The sequence below is a fragment of the Magnetococcales bacterium genome, assembly GCA_015232395.1.
Lineage (GTDB): Bacteria > Pseudomonadota > Magnetococcia > Magnetococcales > JADFZT01 > JADFZT01.
Map to the genome: position 1 here is coordinate 64,413 of JADFZT010000011.1, position 18,107 is coordinate 82,519.

Below are 18,107 nucleotides of genomic sequence, written 5' to 3' on the forward strand. Positions count from 1 at the left end.
AATCAAAATCAAAAAATAAGATCAAAATCAAAAAATAAGATCAAAATCAAAAGAAAAACCTTGGGGGGAAAGAATTCCCCCCAATCCCCCCATCTTTTTTTTTAATAGTTTAAAGTCAAAATCAGGATATATTTCAATGTCCGACACCTATGCCATCGATAGCCACAAACTAATCTATCACCCCAAACGCGTAACACAACTACTCGACGCCAAAGGAAATTGGCAAAAAGCCCAGAAAATCTACCCCATCTACATGGAAATATCCCCCATCGGTGCCTGCAACCACCGCTGCAACTTCTGCGCAGTAGACTACCTGGAATACAAATCCAACCGCCTCAAAGAAAACCTCCTAAAACAACGCCTCCACGAAATGGGCACCCTCGGCATAAAAGCCATCATGTACGCCGGAGAAGGCGAACCACTGCTCCACACAGGCATGAACCAAATCATCGAAGAAACCCGAAAAGCCGGAATCAATGCCGCCCTTACCTCCAATTTCACCATCGTACCCAGAAACTTTATCCAAAAATCCCTCCCACACCTCTCCTGGATCAAAATCTCCATCAACGCAGGCACACGAGAAAACTACGCCCACATCCACCAAACCAAACCAGAAGACTTCGACAAAGCACTGGAACACATGGCAGAAGCCTCACACTTTCGCAAAAAACACCACCTCAACTGCACCATCGGCGCACAAGCCCTGCTGCTGCCGGAAAACGCCACCGAAATGGAAACCCTGGCCCGTATCTGCCGTGATGAACTAAAAATCGACTACCTGGTGATCAAACCCTACTCCCAACACCCCTTCAGCCAAACCCGCGTCTACGAAGAAATCAACTACCAACCCTTCATGGACCTGGAAATACCACTGACCACACTCTCCACACCCAACTTCAAAGTGATCTTTCGTAAACAAACCATGGCACGCCTCAATACCCAGGAACGCTACGACCGCTGCCACGCCACCCCACACCTCTGGGCCTACATCATGGCAGATGGCACCGTTTCCGCCTGTAGCGCTTTTTTGGGGGATGAACGCTTCGAATATGGCAATATCTACACAAATACCTTCCAGGAAATCTGGGAAGGGGAAAAACGGCAAAAAGGCTGGGAGTTCATCAACCAGGAACTCGATATCTCCACCTGCCGAACCAACTGCCGCATGGATGCCGTCAACCGTTATCTCCACAAGCTGCAAAGCGACAGCATCCCCCACGTCAATTTTATCTGATAGAGGATCGTGCAATGAATCTGGAGAAACTGCGAGAGGAGCGCCATCGGATTATCCAGATTGCCCGACAATATGGAGCCTGTAACATTCGCTTGTTCGGATCCATCGTCCAGGGTAAGGCCGATGGGGAGAGTGATGTGGATTTTTTGGTGGAAATGGCCCCGGATAGAAGCCTCCTGGAGCGAATCGCCTTGAAACAGGCCTTGGAGGATCTCCTCTCCTGCCAAGTGGATCTGGTCTCAGACAAGAGTCTGCATTGGTATGTCCGGGATAAGATATTGAATGAAGCGGTGCCGCTGTGAAGGATCCTCTTCTTCGTATCGGTATCGATTTCGACAACACCATCGCCTGCTACGATACCCTCTTTGGAGCCATCGCCCAAGAACAGGGCTGGCTGGGACATGACGGTGAAGGAGAGCTTGGTAAAAAAGCCGTGCGCGATCAGGTGCGTGCCCTGGAAGAAGGAGAGGGAAAGTGGCAGTGGCTTCAAGCACAGGTGTATGGCCGCCGCATGGGGGAAGCCATGCCCATGCCCGGTGTGGAACAATTCTTTGGCCGGTGCCGGGAGAAGGGGATCGAAGTGACCATCATCTCCCACAAAACCCGCTTTGCCGCTGCCGATCCCCAAGGCGTGGATCTGCGCCAAGCCGCTCGCGCCTGGATGGAAATCCGAGGCTTTTTTGATCCCGATGGCTTTCACATTCCCCTGAAAAATCTCTACTTCGAATCAACCCGAGCCAACAAGATTCACCGCATTAAAACCGTTTCCCCCAGCCATTTTATCGATGATCTGGAAGAGATTTTCCGGGATCCCGGTTTTCCGGAAGGGGTGGAAAGGTTACTCTTTCATCCCAATAGTAAGGAGATTTCCCAGGGGCCTTACAAGGTCTGCCGTTCCTGGAGGGAGATCGGGGGGATGTTGATTGAAGGAGGCATCGGGAATTGACCTTTGCCCTTGGGAGGGAGAATATAGCCGGGTGGCTTTTTTGAGATTTCAAACGCTTCGATAAGGATTTCAGGATCGAAGCGGTAAACCCTTCTTAAGATGTGTTTTTTGACCTGGGAGACGAAGTCTGACTCTTCAGGCGTTGGAGAGTGAGACGTGTCCAAAATCATCGCTGTGGTGAATCAAAAAGGGGGCGTGGGTAAGACCTCCACCGCTGTCAATCTGGCGGCAGCTCTGGCAGATGCCGGAAAAAAAATCCTGCTCATCGATCTCGACCCCCAGGGGAACGCCACAACCTCTTTCGGTATCAGCAAAACCGGTGAGAGCGTCTATCAGCTCCTGGCCGAAGAGTGTAGCGTACAAGAAGCGGTTCGAATTCCCTATCCCCCCTATCCCCACGTGATCCCAGCCTCATCAGACTTGAGCGCTGCCGAGGTGGAGCTGGTGGGGGAGATCGGGCGGGAGTTTCGCTTGAAAGAGGTGTTGGCGGATCAAGTGCAGGATTATGACGTGGTCCTCATCGACTGCCCCCCCTCCCTGAGCCTTTTGACCATCAACGCCCTGGTCGCCGCTGACGGCCTGCTGGTACCCTTCCAGTGCGAATTTTTGGCCATGGAAGGGATCGCCCAGCTGCAAAAAACCCTCTCCATCATCCGCCAGCGCCTCAATCCCAAGCTGGCTATACTGGGGGTGCTTTTCACCATGTACGATGGCCGCTCCAACCTGGTGAAAAATGTCGCCCAGGAGATCCGGGAATTTTTCCGGGAAGCGGTCTTCACCACCCTCATTCCCCGCAATATCCAGATCAGTGAGGCCCAATCCATGGGTAAGCCGGTGCTCTGGTACGCCAAACGCGCCAAATCCTCCCTGGCCTTTCAGAAGCTGGAAAAAGAGTTTTCCTATCGTTTGGGCGCGACCGATTGGCAGGTGAACAAGCTTTAGGGTCGGTGAAAGGGGGGGCAGAGATTATTTTTTTTCTGATGCCGCCAAAAATTCCCGCCAGGGCTGGTCGTCGATCAACAGCTCCTTCACCACCGCTCCCCCCCTCGGTGTCACCGAAACGATTAAGCTCCCCCGGCTGTTGCGCACCAGACGATCCAGGGGGCGGGCCTCTTCTTCCGGGATGTAGAAGCGTTCCAGTCCCGCTTTAAAACGCCTTTTTTCACAGCGCCCCGGAATGGTCAGGGGACATCTTTCCCGGCTGGGGGCATAGAGATGAAAGGCTCGGGGTTCGATGCAGAGCCAGACGGGGGAGCCGTGTTCGGTCTGGCCGTTGTCAGCTTGGCAGGGGTCTTCGGCCTGATAATCAATGCGATAGATCAGATAGTGGCCGGAGAGCAGATCTCTGGGATCGAAACCCTGGATGGCAAAGGTGACTTCCGTTCCGGTGGTAAAAAGCCGGTGTTTCTGCCAAGCCAGGGCTGAGAGGGCCATAATGGGGATGAGAAGTGCCGTGACGGCCCAGATGCGGGAGCGGTTCATGAGCCCAATCCTTCGAGCTTGCGTTGCCAGATTTTGGTATAGCGCCGCCAAACCTCCAGCAGGCCGATGATTAAAGTGCCCGAAACGATCAATCCAACCCCCGTCGCCGCCAACCCTTCCAAGGCTTCAAAATAGATCCCCAGAAAGCGCAGGCCCATCAGAAAAACCAGCAGGTGAAACCAGGGCCGGTTGTGGGGGGTTGATCCCAGGTGAAGCGCCATAAGCCCCAAAATCGTCAGGGTGAAGAGCACATCCATATAGGGCCATTTGACCCAGAGCAGGCAGGTGGGAAAAAGGGCCATGTAGAGGAGCAGGGCAAGCGCCAGAATACCCCTTTGCAGACGGTTGATATCCCCCCGGATGGTGAGACTCACCAGCAGCAGCCCCCCCAGCAAAAATCCGGGCAGGAGGGTTTCCAGGGTGATGGTTTTTATTTCATTGGCGCCAAAAACATCCACCACCATTATCCCTAGCAGCCCCCCCACCAGGGCATAAAAATGGAAGCCGTTCCGGTAGGCTTTAGCTTTGGGTGTGGACTCCAGAAGCCGGGCCATCAGGGCTGAGGCCAGCGGGGCCGCCAGAAAAAAACCCACCCAGACCGACTCGGGATCCGGATGATTTTCGATCATCGGCAGGGTCATGATCCAGGTAAAGCCCGCCCCCAGAAAAAGCGTGGTCCAGCCAAAGGGAATAAAATCCCGGCGTGATAGCGTAGAGGCGGGGAGGGTGATGAGACACCAGAAGAGCAGCGCCTCTTCCAGCTTGCCGCCGGTGTGGTAGATCTGGCTGATCAGACCGATGGAGGCCATACAGAGCAGCAGAAATCCCACCAGGAGTTTTTCCGGCAGCCAGGGCTTGGTGGGGGATCCGTGGGTCTGGACGATGGCGATGGCCAGAGCGATCAGCAGCAGAAGGTCCGCACCAAGCTTGACGCCGTCCGGGATATCCTGCCAATTGGCCGCCACCAGGGAGATCACCCCGATGCCGATGACGAAGGCCCCCAGGGACATGAAGGCGGTCAGAACCCAGGAGGTGGCAGGGCGGTTCTCTTCATGGCGTTGGATCTGATCGGCTTGCTCCTGGCTGATGAGACCCAGGGCGACCCACTCTTGAAGGCGTTTGACTTGCTTGGACATGGGGGGCTTCCAGTGTGGGCGGTGGTTTGGCCTCCATCTTAATCCACCCATCGGTCCAAGTGCAGCCCTTTTCGTGTTTCGTCAGGAGGTTGTGCATGTTTTTCCCTGATCGGTTTGGTTTGCCCCATCAGCGCTTGCCATTCGAAATGTGAGAGTCTTTGTTTGTTACCAGTATGTTAACATACTTCTCGTTTGTTATCATGATGTTAACGTCTGGCTGTCTGGTGGATACCGAGGGGGGGGAGGTGTGTCATTTCAGGGAAAAATGGTCCAGATTTCGAAAAAAGTGCTCTCTAAAGATGCGGTTATTTGGAAAAAAATGAAATTTCCCCATTAATTCAACCCTTTGAAAAGACTTCGATTTTCTTGCAAAGGGCAGGTTTTGCTTGATTTTTTTGTTTGATATAATTATTCTTGACAGTATACCTGCCAGTGGAGTGGATGGGGGCGCCAGGCCATTGGCAAAAGTAAACGAAAGGTACGATTTTGTGGTAAAATGAGGCTTTCGAAGAGAAAAATCACCTTATAGCGACTTTTTTTTGAACAGGTCTTGTCGTCCGAATGGTCGATCCAACGACCAGGTTGAATCGGACGAACAACAGGTTACCCTGGTTCCGGCTGGAAAGAGCAAGGAAAGTTTAATGCCCTCGAACCAAAATGGTTCCCGAATACTGCGCGGTCAGCAGGGAAACAAGGTCCACATCAAAGTCATTGGTGTGTTCGACCACGAATTGGCCACGCCGTTTCGTGAGGCTATTTCGGGGCGTTCGGGTGATTTTTCCTATACGGTTGATCTCTCCCAAGCCCGGGAGATGCGGGGCTCTGCCATCGGTCTGCTCATGGCCCTGCGGGAGTATTGCCAGGGGGATGCCTCCCGTATTTCGATTCTCTCCGGCTCACCTGATATCGACCGAATCCTGCAAAGATCCCACCTGGGCAAGCTTTTCAAAGTCATTCTTTCCTACCAAAACCTCCCGGGAGTCGGCCATGCCGGGGCGGGAGAGATCCCCGAATCAGCCTGGGAGGAGATGGGCGCTACCCAGGCCCGCTCTTCGGTGCACCTCATGAGTGGGGGAGGCACCGACCTGGAGCAGCAGCTGGAGGCACAACTGCTGGATCTGGACGATGATGAGATGGACGAGGGGGATGATACCGAGTCAAGCCACCCGCCTGAACCGGAACCTTTCCAGGAGCCACGGGTTGATTTTCATCTGGAAATGCCCATCGCCACGGAAGTGAGTGAGGCGGCCAAAGGCATCATGGCTGAGGCTCTGCGCAACATTGCCAACGGTCGACCGGTGGAATATCAGCAGATCAAGGATTGTGCCCATCAAATTTTCGACTGTTTCCAGCGCAATCCCAACACCATCCTGGCCCTCTCCCTGATCAAGGACAAAGACAACCTCACCTTTATGCACTCGGTGAATGTCGCCACCTATCTCATGGCCGCCTGTACCACCATGAATATGGATGAGGAGGCCACCGTCAAGATCGGTATGGGTGGGATGTTGCATGATGTGGGCAAGGCGATGATCCCCAGCCGCATTCTCAACAAAAAAGGCCAGTTGAATGCCCAGGAACGGCGTATGATGGAGCAGCACGTCGAGCTTGGGGTCAATCTATTGGGCAATACCCCTGGTGGTCTCTCTCCGGAAGTGATGATGATCGCCGGGCGGCACCATGAGCGGATTGATGGCTCGGGTTATCCATCCCGGCTCACCCGGGAGGAGATCCCCGACATCTGCCAGATGGCCGCCATCGCCGATGTGTTTGATGCGGTCACCTCCCAACGTCCCTATCACGACCCTCTGCCCAGTCATGTGGCTCTGAAAAAAATGATGGCGTGGTGTAACAACCAATACAGCCCGAGCCTGGTACAAAATTTTGTCAGAGCCATCGGTATCTTTCCGGTGGGGACCACCGTCCAGCTGGTCAACGGTCAGGTGGGGGTGGTGGCGGAAAACAATCCCACGGATTTACTCCATCCCACGGTCCATCTGGTCTACGATGGCCGACAGAAGAGACCCATTTCGGCCAAGCGGGTCAATCTGGCCGAAAAAAGAGAGGTGGCCAGCCTGCGCATCAAACGCCCCCTCAAAGCTCCCCCCAGAGCCTTCGATCCCATGAAAGCCCTGGCTGCCTGGGGTGGGGCTTGATCGGCCTACCACCTCGGTACTCCCCCTGCCACTGCCACACATAACTTCTGACACGCCCGCCTCACCCCTGCCGCAAACCAGCAAGGATAACCGTCCGCAACAGGCTAAATGGTGACGGAAACGCGGTCGCTCCGTCACCGTTTAGCCTTTACTGAAAGCGATGGCCTGACCGTCTCTGGAGCCTTCGCAGAAGTGTTGAGGAAATGACTCTCTCTATCCCCAGGCCACCCTGTATCTCCAGAATCCGTTATTATTTTAGCCTGCTATCCGGGGAGTGACGGCGCGGTCGTGGTGGCGTGGTGGGTTAAAAAATACAGCTCTTGGCAAAATCCTTGGCTTCGTTGGCGGTCCACTCCCCTTTTGGTTTTTTCTGTAGCGCTTCACACCACTCTTTGCTGCCCACTTTGGGTGCACAGCCGCTGACCAAACCCAAAACGATGGCGAGAACGCCGAGGCTTTTGAAAAATTTCAAATTCATCTGTTTGTCCTTTCAAAGGGGTCGGTATTTTATGGCAAAGAGGCCGATTTTTGCCCATCAAAACATCCACTTTAACGTAAAATAACCGTTTTCGCTCGAATATTTGGATCGATGTGAAAAAAGGGGGCGCTGGCCTCAGGTGAGATAACCCAATCGCGCCAGGTCGATCCCCAAAACCGCTGTTGCGAGTCGGTTTTCCGCCTGGAAAAAGGCCTCCAGCTTTTTCCGTGGTCTGTTATGGAGGGGCCTGCTTTCGGGTGAGTGAGGGGAGGGTGGTCATTGTTGTGCGCCCCTTTCCCTCTGACAATCGGATCCCAAACCTTCAGGATTGTTGGGGGAGGGGGTATAGTCATCTTTATTTTTAATCAGTCATAGGGAGTTGACCATGCTGGGAAATAAGATTGGGCTGAGGGCTTTTATCCTCATGGCTTCTTTGGGCTGGGCCACGCCGGGTTATTCAGCGGTGGAAATTCAGTGGTGGCACGCCATGAGTGGGCGGTTGGGGGAAAAGGTGAAGGCCCTGGCAGCGGATTTTAATGGTTCCCAGACCCAATTCAAGGTGGTCCCCACCTACAAGGGGAGCTATTCGGAGACCGTGACCGCCGGGATTGCGGCCTTTAGGGCCAAACGTCACCCCCACATTCTCCAGGTCTATGAAGTGGGCACCGCCACCATGATGGCTGGTGGGGGAGCGGTTAAGCCGGTCCATGAGTTGATGACCCAATCCGGGGAGCCGTTTGATCCTGAGGTTTTCATACCGGCGGTGGCCGGGTTTTATACCACCCCCAAGGGGGAAATGTTATCCCTGCCGTTCAACAGCTCCACCCCGGTGCTCTATTATAACAAGGAGGCCTTTCAAAAAGCCGGTCTCAACCCCGATATGCCCCCAGCCACCTGGCCCGAGGTGGAGCGTTATTCTGAAAAGCTCCTCCAGGCAGGCTACACCTGTGGCTTTTCCACCGCTTGGATCTCCTGGATTCACCTGGAAAACCTGGGGGCCTGGCACAACGTCCCCATCGGTACCCGGGGCAACGGCTTCGAAGGGTTTGATGCCCGCCTCACCCTGGATAACCCCCTCCACGTCAAACATCTGCAGCAGCTGGCGGATTGGCAAAAGCGGGGCATTTTTGTCTATGGGGGGCGGCGCAATCTGGGGAACGCCAAGTTTTCATCGGGGGAGTGCCCCATGTATACCGAATCCTCTGCCGGTTATGCCGGATTCAAGGCCAACGCCCGCTTTGAGTTTGGCGTGGGGCAGCTGCCCTACTGGCCGGATATCAAAGGGGCTCCCCAAAACACCATCATCGGTGGGGCGAGTCTTTGGGTGCTCTCCGGCCATGCCAAGGTGCCCTATCAGGGGGTTGCCCAATTTTTCAGCTATCTCTCCTCCCCGGATGTCCAGGCGGATTGGCATCAAACCACCGGTTATCTGCCCATCACCCGGGCCGCTTACGAAAAATCCAAAGCCGATGGGTTTTATGAGATCTTGCCCGCAGCGGAAATTCCCATCAAACAGCTCACTTTGAACCCCCCCACCCGCTATTCAAAAGGGGTGCGCTTTCACTCCATGATCCAGATTCGCGGGGTGATCTACAGCGCTTTGGAGTCGGTGCTTTCCGGCAAGCAAAAAGCCAAATCTGCTTTGCAGGGGGCGATGAATCGGGCCAATCGATTGTTGAGCCGATTTCAAAAAAACCGGCGGTAGGTGAGGGGGCTTGCGTACCATGACAGTATTGAGGGATGAAGTATGGCTGGCTATCCATCACCCGGATGATGAATAGACGCTGACATGGCTCACGCATCGATCTTTCGCAACCGCTGGCTGCCCCATGTTTTGATCCTGCCCCAGCTTGTTTTGACCTTGGCCTTTTTTATCTGGCCCGCTGGACAGGCCTTCCAGCAATCCCTGTTTGTGGAGGATCCTTTTGGCTTGGGGGCTGTTTTTGTTGGCTGGGACAATTTTGCCATTTTGTTGGAAGAGGAGAGCTATCTGGAATCGGTGCGGGTGACGCTCTTTTTTTCGGTGGCGGTAGCGGTGTGTTCTTTGGGGTTTGGACTGTTGTTTGCGGTTTTTGCCGACCGGGTGCTCAAGGGGGCGGCCTTCTACAAGACCTTGATCATCTGGCCCTATGCGGTGGCGCCCGCTGTGGCTGGAGTGTTGTGGCTCTTTCTCTTTAACCCCACCGTTGGCGTGGTGGCCCATCTGCTCGGGGAGTGGGGGATCGAGTGGAACCACACCTTGAACGGCAACCAGGCGCTTTTTTTGGTGGTGCTGGCGGCTTCGTGGAAACAGGTCTCCTTTAATTTTTTGTTTTTTCTGGCTGGGCTCAAGGCGGTTCCCCTCTCTCTGGTGGAAGCAGCCGCCATGGATGGGGCCGGGCCCTGGCGGCGGTTTTGGACCATCCTCTTTCCGCTGCTCTCTCCGGTGGCCTTTTTTTTGTTGGTGGTCAATGTGGTCTACGCCTTTTTCGATACCTTCGGGGTGATCCATCAGGTCACCGGCGGTGGACCGGATGGGGCGACCAATATTTTGGTGTTCAAGGTGTTCCACGACGGCTTTTTGGGACTCGATCTGGGAGGTTCAGCAGCTCAGTCGGTGGTCTTGATGCTCATTGTCACCGGGCTTACCATCATCCAGTTTCGGGTGATTGAGCACCGGGTGCACTATTGAGGGGGGAAGGGCATGGTTGAAAATCGTCCCTGGCTTGATCTCCTGACCCACGGGGTGCTGATATTGGGTGCGGCGCTGTTTATTTTTCCCATCTACATCGCCTTCGTCGCCTCCAGCCACGCCTTGCCGGATATTTTGGCCGCACCCATGCCGGTGTGGCCGGGGGGGCAGCTGTTGGAAAACTATGGGGCGGCCTTGAGTCAGGGTGCCTCAGCGGTGGAAACCCCGGTGTGGGTGATGCTCTTCAACTCTCTGGTGATGGCACTGGGGGTCGCTTTCGGCAAGATTACCATTTCGATATTGGCCGCTTTTGGGGTGGTCTATTTTCGTTTTCGAATGCGGATGATCTATTTTTGGCTCATCTTTTTGACTTTGATGCTGCCGGTGGAGGTGCGGATTTTGCCCACCTACGAGGTGGTGGCGGATCTGGGGCTGTTGGATACCCGGGCGGGATTGATTTTTCCGTTGGTAGCGAGTGCCACGGCCACCTTTTTGTTTCGGCAGTTTTTTATGACGGTCCCCCCGGAATTGTGCGAAGCGGCCCGGTTGGATGGCGCTTCTCCCATGCGCTTTTTTTTCGATATTTTGCTGCCCCTGGCCCGTCCCTCCATGGCAGCCCTGTTTGTCATCACCTTCGTTTTTGGCTGGAATCAATATCTCTGGCCCCTGCTCGTCACCACCCAGGAGTCCCAATACACCATCCTGATCGGCATCAACCGCATGTTGAGTGTCGGGGATGAGCAGGCCCAGTGGCAGATCATCATGGCCACCTCCATGCTCGCTTTGATTCCCCCAGTGGTGGTGGTGCTGATCATGCAGCGTCAGTTTGTCCGGGGTTTGACGGGTTCGGATAAATAACAACGGGGGCCTTTATTCTTTAAATCCACGCACTCAAGGGAATATCTCCTGTATTTTGATGGCAGGCACGTTGATGACACCGGTTCCGTCCGGCGACCGAAGATATTCTTAATGATATGGGGTGCTGCCAAATCTCATCGTATCTGACCCGGAGTATGGTAAACTCGCTGGATATCGTCACAATCAGAATATTCCTTTGAAAATGTCACTACCCTAGGGGGGGAACGATGTTCGGGGGAAGACCGCTGCCGTTGATCCCACGCCTCATTCTGGGCGTAGCGCTGCTTTATCCCCGCCCGGTGATGGGGCGGGCAGATTCCCCTCGCCCGGTTGCAAACAGCCTCACCATATCCGCTATCGAGAACAAGCAGACCCACATGATCACCATGGCCATTCTCCGGGAGGCCTACCGTCAGATGGGCTGGCAAGTCCAGTTTGCCTCGCTTCCCGGCCAACGCGTCTTCGAACCTTTTTTCACCACCAAACATCAGGGTGAGGGAACCGGTCTGGGGCTTGCCGTCGTTCATGGCGCGGTGAAAGTGAGCCGTGGTGGGATTCAGCTGGAGAGTTCACCGGGGAAGGGGTGCTTGTTTCGGGTCTATCTGCCCGTGACCGACAAGCCCTCCCCATCGATATCCGAACCTCTGGATAAGATCACCACCGAACAGGGGGCGGGTCGGATTTTTGTTTGTGGATGATGAGCCCGAACTGATCCATATCCCACGGTGAGGAGAGAGATGAAGAGAGAGAATCCGGATCCACCAGACAATCAGTCTCTTTCGGCCCAAACGCTGGCTTCACCCGGCGCCGAATTCACCGCCGGGGTTGAGGATTCCACCGGTACCCATCGCATTGGGTCTGAGCCACCGTTGGATCCCCCTGGAAAGCCCTCCCACTCCAACATTTTGGCGGATTACCGGATATTGCTGGTGGAGGATGATCCCATGTTGATGGAGTCCTATAAAATATTGGTGCGTTTTTTGGGTGGTGATTTTGTCTTTGCCACCGATTTTGAGACCGCCATGAGCCGTTTTTTGGAGAGGTCGGATCCATTTGATCTGATCATCATCGACCAGGGGTTGCCTTCTGGATCCGGGGTTGAATTGGCGAAAAAAATGCTGGGGATACGCCCGGATACCCCCATTCTACTCTGGTCGGGCCACTGCTCCGACAAGCTCTGCCTCCAAGCCCGGCAGGCTGGCATTGCCCGATGCATCGAAAAACCGTTCATTCGTGCTGATTTTGTTCGGGAAATTGAGACGAGCCTGCTTGCAGCCCGGAAGCTGAAAGGGTGAGGTTTTGTTCGAGGACATAATGGTTGGGTTTGGGGGCGGCGGCTGTTTGAGCGGCCACCGATCCCTTGCTGAAAAAGGCCCAACACCTCTGCCCCTGGCCCATCCCCTTTTCTCCCAACCTGCTCTGCCGTATCCTTCCCGGGGATGGTGGCAGCGGGGTGATTGTTCCCTTCTATCCCATCTGTTTCGATGAGCCGGTGTGGGTCGTCGTGACCATCTCCAACCATTCTCAACGCCCCCTGAAAGTGAATCCATGGCCGAAGTTCGTCTCGTCAACGTTTCAAAAAGCTATGCCGGGGAGGATTTTGCGGTCCGGGAGGTGCGTGCTGAGATTGCAGCGGGCGCCTTTGTGGTGATTGTGGGACCGTCGGGGTGTGGCAAATCGACGCTGCTGCGTTTGATTGCGGGTTTGGAGGCGGTTAGTTCGGGGGAGATCGAGATTGCCGGAGAGGTGGTCAATCGTCTGGAGCCTGCCCAGCGGGATGTGGCCATGGTGTTTCAAAACTATGCCCTCTATCCCCACATGACGGTGCGTCAAAACATGGCCTATGGGCTGAAAATCCGCAAGCTGGCCAAGGATGAAATCAGGGCGCGGGTGGAAGCGACAGCGGCGACCCTGGGGATTGTCGATCTTCTTGACCGCAAGCCGGGGGTGCTTTCCGGGGGGCAGCGGCAGCGTGTGGCCATGGGGCGCTGTATTGTTCGGGAGCCTCGGGTTTTTCTTTTTGATGAACCTTTGAGCAACCTGGACGCCAAGCTGCGCACCCGGATGCGTCTGGAGCTGAAAAAACTCCATAAGCGTCTCAAGACCACCTCGATTTATGTCACCCACGATCAGGTGGAGGCGATGACCCTGGGGGAAAAACTGATCGTCATGAATCAGGGGCGGGTTGAGCAGGTGGGGGCGCCGTTGGCCCTCTATCAGCGTCCCGCGACCCGTTTTGTGGCGGGATTTTTAGGCTCCCCATCGATGAATTTTTTGCCCGCCGCTCTTTCCGGGGATGGTCGGGCGGTGGAACTCCCCGTGGGGCAACGGCTTACCTTGGATGAGGCGGGGGTGATGGGAGAGGGGGGGCGGTCGGTTCTTTTGGGGGTTCGGCCTGAGGATCTGGTTTTGGGGGGGGAGGGGGCGTCACTGCACTTTCGGGTGGAGATGGTGGAGGTGTTGGGGGCCGATACCCTGGTTCATGGCGGGCTTCAGGGGGTTGAGGAGAGCTGGACGCTGCGTTTGCCGGTGGGGGATTTGCCAGAAGGGGCTGAGAGTGATGGGGAGCTGGCGCTGGCTGTCAAACCGGGTGGCATCCATCTGTTCGATCCCCAAAGCGGCAGACGGCTTGGGGAGTGAGATCGAACACAATGTAGTCGCTTTTCTTGACGACAAAACGGTTTTTTTCAGCTGGCAGAGGGCTTTTTTGCGTCTCTCCATCCATCATTCTCGAACGATTTCAGTCCCTCACTACCGTAAAAATTTTCAAGGTTCCAGATCCATCAGCTTTGGAAACAGGTGGTTTTCCTCCACGTTGATTCGCTGGTCCAGGGCTTGCAGAGCTGCTCGGATGCGTTGGAGGATGGCGGCATTTTCTTCGGGGCTGGTGCGGATGGTATTCCAATCCCGCAGGCACCCTTCCACCTCTTCACCGATGGCGGTGGTTTCCTGGATGGTGGTGGTGACTGATTCCCGCACTTTGGGGTCGGGATGGTTGAGGAGTTGGGAGTGGAGGAGAAGCTCCTCCTGAAAAAAATGGGAGGCGGCGAGGATGGCGAGTTGGTTCATCACCTCTCGCAAGGTGTCCATCGCTTCCTGATCGTCGGGGGAGCTGTCGAGCAGGGGGTCTGCGCTGGCGACCACACCTCTTATTTCCAGGTGTTGGGCTTTGAGCACATCCACGAGAATGGTACTCATGACGGCGACCCTCCTTTTTTTTGGACCATGCTTTTAAAATCGCAGAATGTTGGCACACGCATTGCTTGCTTTATTTCCCCAGCTGACAAGGAATCGTCAATTGTAAAAGGGGATTCCCAGGGAAGAGCGGAACAGGGAAACAAATCACCGCCACCCGGGGAAAACTGAGGTTGAAGAGGTGCTGACATGAATATTACAACTGCTGCCAACTTTCTGATCGATCGTGCTGTTGAAGTCGCTACCGGGCTGGATCACAAGGGTCGTGACAATGCCCAGAGTTCCGTCAGAGGGGGCGCTGTCGACAAATATGCCCAAGCGAAAAAGAATACCCAGCCAATACAAAGCAATACAGGGGCTTATCGGGTCACCATTTCCAAGGCTGCCTTACAAAGGTTGGAGATGGCTGGCATGGCGCACTCGGTTTGAGCCCAACGCCCGATAGAGTTGACCCCCCTGTCATAGAACCCCGCCCCGCCAAACGACCCCACTGGACCGCCGGTTTTCTACCTGCATGGAAGCCTCAGCGGTCCGGGGTCGGGCAACAAACCCCGAAAAATCCGAACTTTCCCCTTGTTTCCTGCCTTTCAAACTGATCACAGGCGCTATGCACAAGGCTGATTTTGGTTTGATAGCATACCCTGTTTTGACCATCAGTCCCATTCAATACCGCCTGATTTCCTCCGTTTTCCCCCAAAAATATCATCTTATTTTGACTCATCGGCTTGGGAAATCAAATAGATGAGCCTTTTCTTGGCGTATGGCGGTTTGTGGGCCGGGGCTTTTTTGGCGGCGACGCTGTTGCCTTTTTCCTCGGAGGCGATGCTGGCGGCCATGCTCTATTCCGGAGAATACACCCCTTTTTATCTCTGGCTGGCCGCCACCACCGGCAATGTGGCGGGCTCTCTGGTCAACTGGTGGTTGGGGCGTTATTGCCTGCGGTGGCAGGGGCGGCGTTGGTTTCCCTTCCCGGAGGAGGGGTTGGCGCGCAGCCGTCGCTGGTTCATGAAGTTTGGCGTTTGGAGCCTGCTCTTGGCCTGGCTGCCTTTGGTGGGGGATCCGATTACCTTTTTGGGCGGGGTTTTTCGGGTGCCGCTGCCTCTTTTTACCGGCCTGGTGCTGATCGGCAAGGGGGTGCGCTATTTTCTGCTGCTGCAAATTTTGCCTTTGTAAGTGGGAAAACTTTTCCTACCTCCGCTTTTTTGACCGGTACATTTTTTCCTGAGGGAGATTTTTTCCGGCCATCGCTGCTGAAGTAGAGCGGCATGGTTTGGTTTTTGGCGGGCTTTAAGATGGTCGGTGAGGGTTCTTGGGAGATCTCCCGGAGCCAAAACATCACACCATTCTTTGTTGCCAGGAGCTTAAACCATGACCTTTTTGGACGAAACCGAACACTGCCATATCTGCCACGGATCCCATCAAGCCGCGGTCTGTCCCCAGGTGCCGGAGTGTGACCACTGCCTGGGGCACTCCGGATTGATGCAGTCTTGTCTACCCCAACCCCAGGGGGGGCCTTGCGATCTCAAGCGGGAAGATACCGCTGTTCATCACTGATCCATTCTCCTCTCCCCGGCCTTTTCCTTGAACCCCCCGTTTGTGTTACTAATTTCCCGAGCACAAGGGGAGGCATGATCCTTCCTGGCGATCAGCTGGCCGCTACCCGTGGGTGAATCTCCGGGCGGTTGATCGTTCCTTGGGGCGTGGAGTCGGTGATTGGTAAAAGAGGGAGAGAATGATGACGGCAGAGACACAAGGGCAACAGCATGGGGATGGTTGGGATCTGCTTGTGGTGGGAGCAGGGCCGGGGGGATATGTGGCGGCGATTCGGGCGGCCCAGCTGGGTTTTAAGGTGGCTTGTGTGGAGCAGCGGCAGGCTTTGGGGGGGACGTGCCTGAATGAGGGGTGTATTCCTTCGAAAGCGCTGTTGGAATCGAGCTGGCTCTATCACCGGGCGGCGTCCGGAGATTTGGCTGCCCATGGGATTGACATCCCCCAGCCCCAGCTGAATCTGGAAGTCCTGCAAGCCCGGAAGGATAAGCTGGTGGGGGATCTCACCAAGGGGATTGCTTCTCTCTTTCGTAAATATAAGGTCAAACGGATTACCGGGCGGGCTCGCTTGGTGGATTCGGGCACCATTGAGGTGGTGGATGCCGCGGGAGAGTCACAGCGCCACTCGGCCAAGCGGATTTTGCTTGCGACGGGTGGCCAGGCGGTGGAGATTCCCAGCCTCCAGTTTGATGGTGAGAGGGTGATTGACGCCAAAGGGGCGCTCTCCCTGACCCGGGTGCCGGAGCATCTCCTCGTGGTGGGGGCAGGGGCCATCGGTATGGAGTTGGGTTCGGTGTGGCGGCGGTTGGGGGCACAGGTGACCATCGTCGAAGCCCTCCCGGAAATTCTCCCCGGTCTCGATGTCACCCTGCTTCGCCATGCCAAGCGCTTGTTCAAAAAGCAGGGATTTCAGTTTAAGACCGGCTGCCGGGTGGTGGGTTCCCAGCAGAGTGGAGAGGGGGTCACCCTCACCCTGGAAAATGCCAAGGGGGAGAGCGAAACTCTGACAGGAGATCGGGTGCTGGTGGCGGTGGGACGCAGACCGGCCCATGGGGGGTTGGGGGCGGTGGAGTTGGGGGTTCAGCTGGATCAGGCGGGGCGGATGGTGGTGGATGGGGATTATCAAACCACCTTGCCCGGGGTTTATGGGGTGGGGGATCTGATTTCGGGGCCGATGTTGGCGCACAAGGCGATGGCGGAAGCGGTGGTGGCGGTGGAGCGGATGGCGGGGCGGGATGCAAAGCTCAACGCTCAACACATCCCCCAGGTGGTCTACACCCATCCGGAAGTGGCCATGACCGGTCTCACCGAAGGGAAAGCCAAGGAGCAGGGTTTCACCGTTAAAACCGGCCAGTTTTCTTTCCTGGCCAATGGTAGAGCCAAAGCTGCCGGAGATGCGGATGGGGTGGCCAAGGTGGTGATGGATGCCGACAGTGGCCGCTTGCTGGGGGTACACTTGCTCGGCCCCCAAGCTTCAGAACTGATCTCCCAAGCAGTCCCAGCCTTGGATGAAGGATGGACCCTCCACCGCTTCGTCCAAGCCATCCAACCCCACCCCACCCTCTCCGAAGCCCTCAAAGAAGCCGCCCTGGCTGCGTTGGGGGAGGCGGTGCATATGTAAAGGGCTGGGTATCACTTGCCATACACCCAAGCTACCAGGAGCAAAATGAAAAAAATCTTTTCATGGTAGGCTGATTATTTTAAGCTGTCCGTCATGAAGAAAACCGGACTGGCAGCGCTTTTCACTCCTGATGAAAATGGTGATCGACTCTTCATGCGAGTCGCCCAAATCCTCCTCGCCCGGGAGTTGGAAGAGCGGGATGGCAAGCTGCCTTCTCTCAACACCACCAGTCAGTTTGCCATATGGGGAGCTGATACGCTGTTGGTTTGTCATTTCCCATCAGAGAGTCTTGGTGGAAATTCCTTTAAAAAATATAGTCTTGCTTTTCTGGCCCGACAGGTTGAAAAGCCACCTGGCATAAAACGGGTTGTCGTTGTCGCCCAGCTGGATCGGGGAGCTGTGCCCAGCAGATTTGAGGAACAAATAAAAAAGCTGAGCTTCAAATGGGTGGGAAAATCAGAATGGGAGTGGTGGGATGCTCCCGTCCTGCAAGAAAAAATCATTCATATTCTCCCATTGGCTCTACGTTTTTTCCCGGATTTGATTCCCGGATCCCCAAAAAAACGCACTGACATTCAAAAATTACGTAAGCGATACGACCGGGAGTTTTACAAGCTCTATTCCAAGATCCAGTTTGTCGGCATGTCGGTCTATAAGGAGGAGGCGACTGCTGGTATTCCCATGGAGCGGATCTATATTCCCCTGGAGGTGATTCCCTGGGGTTGGTTGGGTCCGGCTTGGGTGCATCGACCCAGCCGGGTGGAAAGGCGTTCCGACCAGGA

The 18,107-nt window shown here is 55.3% G+C and carries 20 protein-coding genes; 16 read left to right on the forward strand and 4 right to left on the reverse strand.

What is annotated here, in order from left to right; genetic code table 11:
* The first annotated feature begins 136 nt into the window (after positions 1 to 136).
* The 4 genes from HQL52_05285 to HQL52_05300 all read left to right on the forward strand — a co-directional run bounded on the left by HQL52_05285 (position 137) and on the right by HQL52_05300 (position 3,122).
* Positions 137 to 1,234 (forward strand): radical SAM protein, encoded by a 1,098-nt coding sequence (locus HQL52_05285; protein ID MBF0368856.1) that lies wholly within the window; start codon positions 137 to 139, stop codon positions 1,232 to 1,234.
* Positions 1,235 to 1,248: 14 nt separating this feature from the next.
* Positions 1,249 to 1,536 carry a nucleotidyltransferase family protein gene (locus tag HQL52_05290; protein MBF0368857.1) on the forward strand — a complete coding sequence of 96 codons (288 nt, stop codon included), beginning with the start codon at positions 1,249 to 1,251 and terminating at the stop codon, positions 1,534 to 1,536.
* Positions 1,533 to 2,180: a hypothetical protein gene (locus tag HQL52_05295; GenBank protein ID MBF0368858.1), complete on the forward strand. Its 648-nt coding sequence runs from the start codon at positions 1,533 to 1,535 to the stop codon at positions 2,178 to 2,180. Before HQL52_05290 ends, HQL52_05295 begins: the two co-directional genes overlap by 4 nt.
* Before the next feature lie 156 nt (positions 2,181 to 2,336).
* Positions 2,337 to 3,122 (forward strand): ParA family protein, encoded by a 786-nt coding sequence (locus tag HQL52_05300; GenBank protein MBF0368859.1) that lies wholly within the window; start codon positions 2,337 to 2,339, stop codon positions 3,120 to 3,122.
* A gap of 24 nt (positions 3,123 to 3,146) precedes the next feature.
* On the opposite strand, the gene HQL52_05305 is transcribed toward HQL52_05300, so the two are convergent.
* Entirely contained in the window at positions 3,147 to 3,662 is a 516-nt protein-coding gene (locus HQL52_05305; protein MBF0368860.1) for a GDYXXLXY domain-containing protein, read from the reverse strand.
* Positions 3,659 to 4,798: a DUF2157 domain-containing protein gene (locus HQL52_05310; protein MBF0368861.1), complete on the reverse strand. Its 1,140-nt coding sequence runs from the start codon at positions 4,796 to 4,798 to the stop codon at positions 3,659 to 3,661. Before HQL52_05310 ends, HQL52_05305 begins: the two co-directional genes overlap by 4 nt.
* A 641-nt stretch (positions 4,799 to 5,439) precedes the next feature.
* Here HQL52_05310 and HQL52_05315 point away from each other — a divergent pair.
* Positions 5,440 to 6,954: an HD domain-containing protein gene (locus HQL52_05315; GenBank protein MBF0368862.1), complete on the forward strand. Its 1,515-nt coding sequence runs from the start codon at positions 5,440 to 5,442 to the stop codon at positions 6,952 to 6,954.
* 304 nt (positions 6,955 to 7,258) lie between these two features.
* Here the strand turns inward: HQL52_05315 and HQL52_05320 are convergent, their stop codons facing one another.
* Positions 7,259 to 7,432: a DUF3012 domain-containing protein gene (locus HQL52_05320; protein ID MBF0368863.1), complete on the reverse strand. Its 174-nt coding sequence runs from the start codon at positions 7,430 to 7,432 to the stop codon at positions 7,259 to 7,261.
* Positions 7,433 to 7,856: 424 nt separating this feature from the next.
* On the opposite strand from HQL52_05320, the gene ugpB reads away from it, so the two are divergent.
* The 6 genes from ugpB (at position 7,857) to ugpC (ending at position 13,601) form a co-directional block, all read left to right on the forward strand.
* Complete coding sequence (gene ugpB / locus HQL52_05325; GenBank protein ID MBF0368864.1) at positions 7,857 to 9,137, forward strand: sn-glycerol-3-phosphate ABC transporter substrate-binding protein UgpB; 1,281 nt, start codon at positions 7,857 to 7,859, stop codon at positions 9,135 to 9,137.
* 84 nt (positions 9,138 to 9,221) lie between these two features.
* Positions 9,222 to 10,103 carry a sn-glycerol-3-phosphate ABC transporter permease UgpA gene (gene ugpA, locus HQL52_05330; GenBank protein ID MBF0368865.1) on the forward strand — a complete coding sequence of 294 codons (882 nt, stop codon included), beginning with the start codon at positions 9,222 to 9,224 and terminating at the stop codon, positions 10,101 to 10,103.
* A gap of 12 nt (positions 10,104 to 10,115) precedes the next feature.
* Positions 10,116 to 10,961: a sn-glycerol-3-phosphate ABC transporter permease UgpE gene (gene ugpE / locus HQL52_05335; protein MBF0368866.1), complete on the forward strand. Its 846-nt coding sequence runs from the start codon at positions 10,116 to 10,118 to the stop codon at positions 10,959 to 10,961.
* A 227-nt stretch (positions 10,962 to 11,188) separates the two neighbouring features.
* Positions 11,189 to 11,659, forward strand: coding sequence for a hypothetical protein (locus tag HQL52_05340; GenBank protein MBF0368867.1), 471 nt, complete (start codon positions 11,189 to 11,191; stop codon positions 11,657 to 11,659).
* 39 nt (positions 11,660 to 11,698) lie between these two features.
* The gene (locus HQL52_05345; GenBank protein MBF0368868.1) at positions 11,699 to 12,256 is read left to right on the forward strand and encodes a response regulator; all 558 of its coding nucleotides are present in this window, start codon (positions 11,699 to 11,701) and stop codon (positions 12,254 to 12,256) included.
* 253 nt (positions 12,257 to 12,509) lie between these two features.
* Positions 12,510 to 13,601 (forward strand): sn-glycerol-3-phosphate ABC transporter ATP-binding protein UgpC, encoded by a 1,092-nt coding sequence (gene ugpC / locus HQL52_05350; GenBank protein MBF0368869.1) that lies wholly within the window; start codon positions 12,510 to 12,512, stop codon positions 13,599 to 13,601.
* 126 nt (positions 13,602 to 13,727) lie between these two features.
* Here the strand turns inward: ugpC and HQL52_05355 are convergent, their stop codons facing one another.
* A complete protein-coding gene (locus HQL52_05355) occupies positions 13,728 to 14,159 on the reverse strand; it encodes a hemerythrin domain-containing protein (protein ID MBF0368870.1) in 432 nt (143 codons plus the stop codon).
* 186 nt (positions 14,160 to 14,345) lie between these two features.
* Here HQL52_05355 and HQL52_05360 point away from each other — a divergent pair, with 186 nt between their 5' ends.
* The 5 genes from HQL52_05360 to HQL52_05380 all read left to right on the forward strand — a co-directional run.
* On the forward strand, positions 14,346 to 14,585 hold the full coding sequence (locus HQL52_05360) for a hypothetical protein (GenBank protein MBF0368871.1): 240 nt from the start codon (positions 14,346 to 14,348) through the stop codon (positions 14,583 to 14,585).
* Positions 14,586 to 14,897: 312 nt separating this feature from the next.
* Complete coding sequence (locus HQL52_05365) at positions 14,898 to 15,329, forward strand: DedA family protein (GenBank protein MBF0368872.1); 432 nt, start codon at positions 14,898 to 14,900, stop codon at positions 15,327 to 15,329.
* A 195-nt stretch (positions 15,330 to 15,524) separates the two neighbouring features.
* On the forward strand, positions 15,525 to 15,710 hold the full coding sequence (locus HQL52_05370) for a hypothetical protein (protein ID MBF0368873.1): 186 nt from the start codon (positions 15,525 to 15,527) through the stop codon (positions 15,708 to 15,710).
* Between the two features lie 181 nt (positions 15,711 to 15,891).
* On the forward strand, positions 15,892 to 17,325 hold the full coding sequence (gene lpdA, locus HQL52_05375; GenBank protein ID MBF0368874.1) for a dihydrolipoyl dehydrogenase: 1,434 nt from the start codon (positions 15,892 to 15,894) through the stop codon (positions 17,323 to 17,325).
* Positions 17,326 to 17,418: 93 nt separating this feature from the next.
* A partial coding sequence (locus tag HQL52_05380) for a hypothetical protein (protein ID MBF0368875.1) occupies positions 17,419 to 18,107 on the forward strand: 689 nt, incomplete at its 3' end.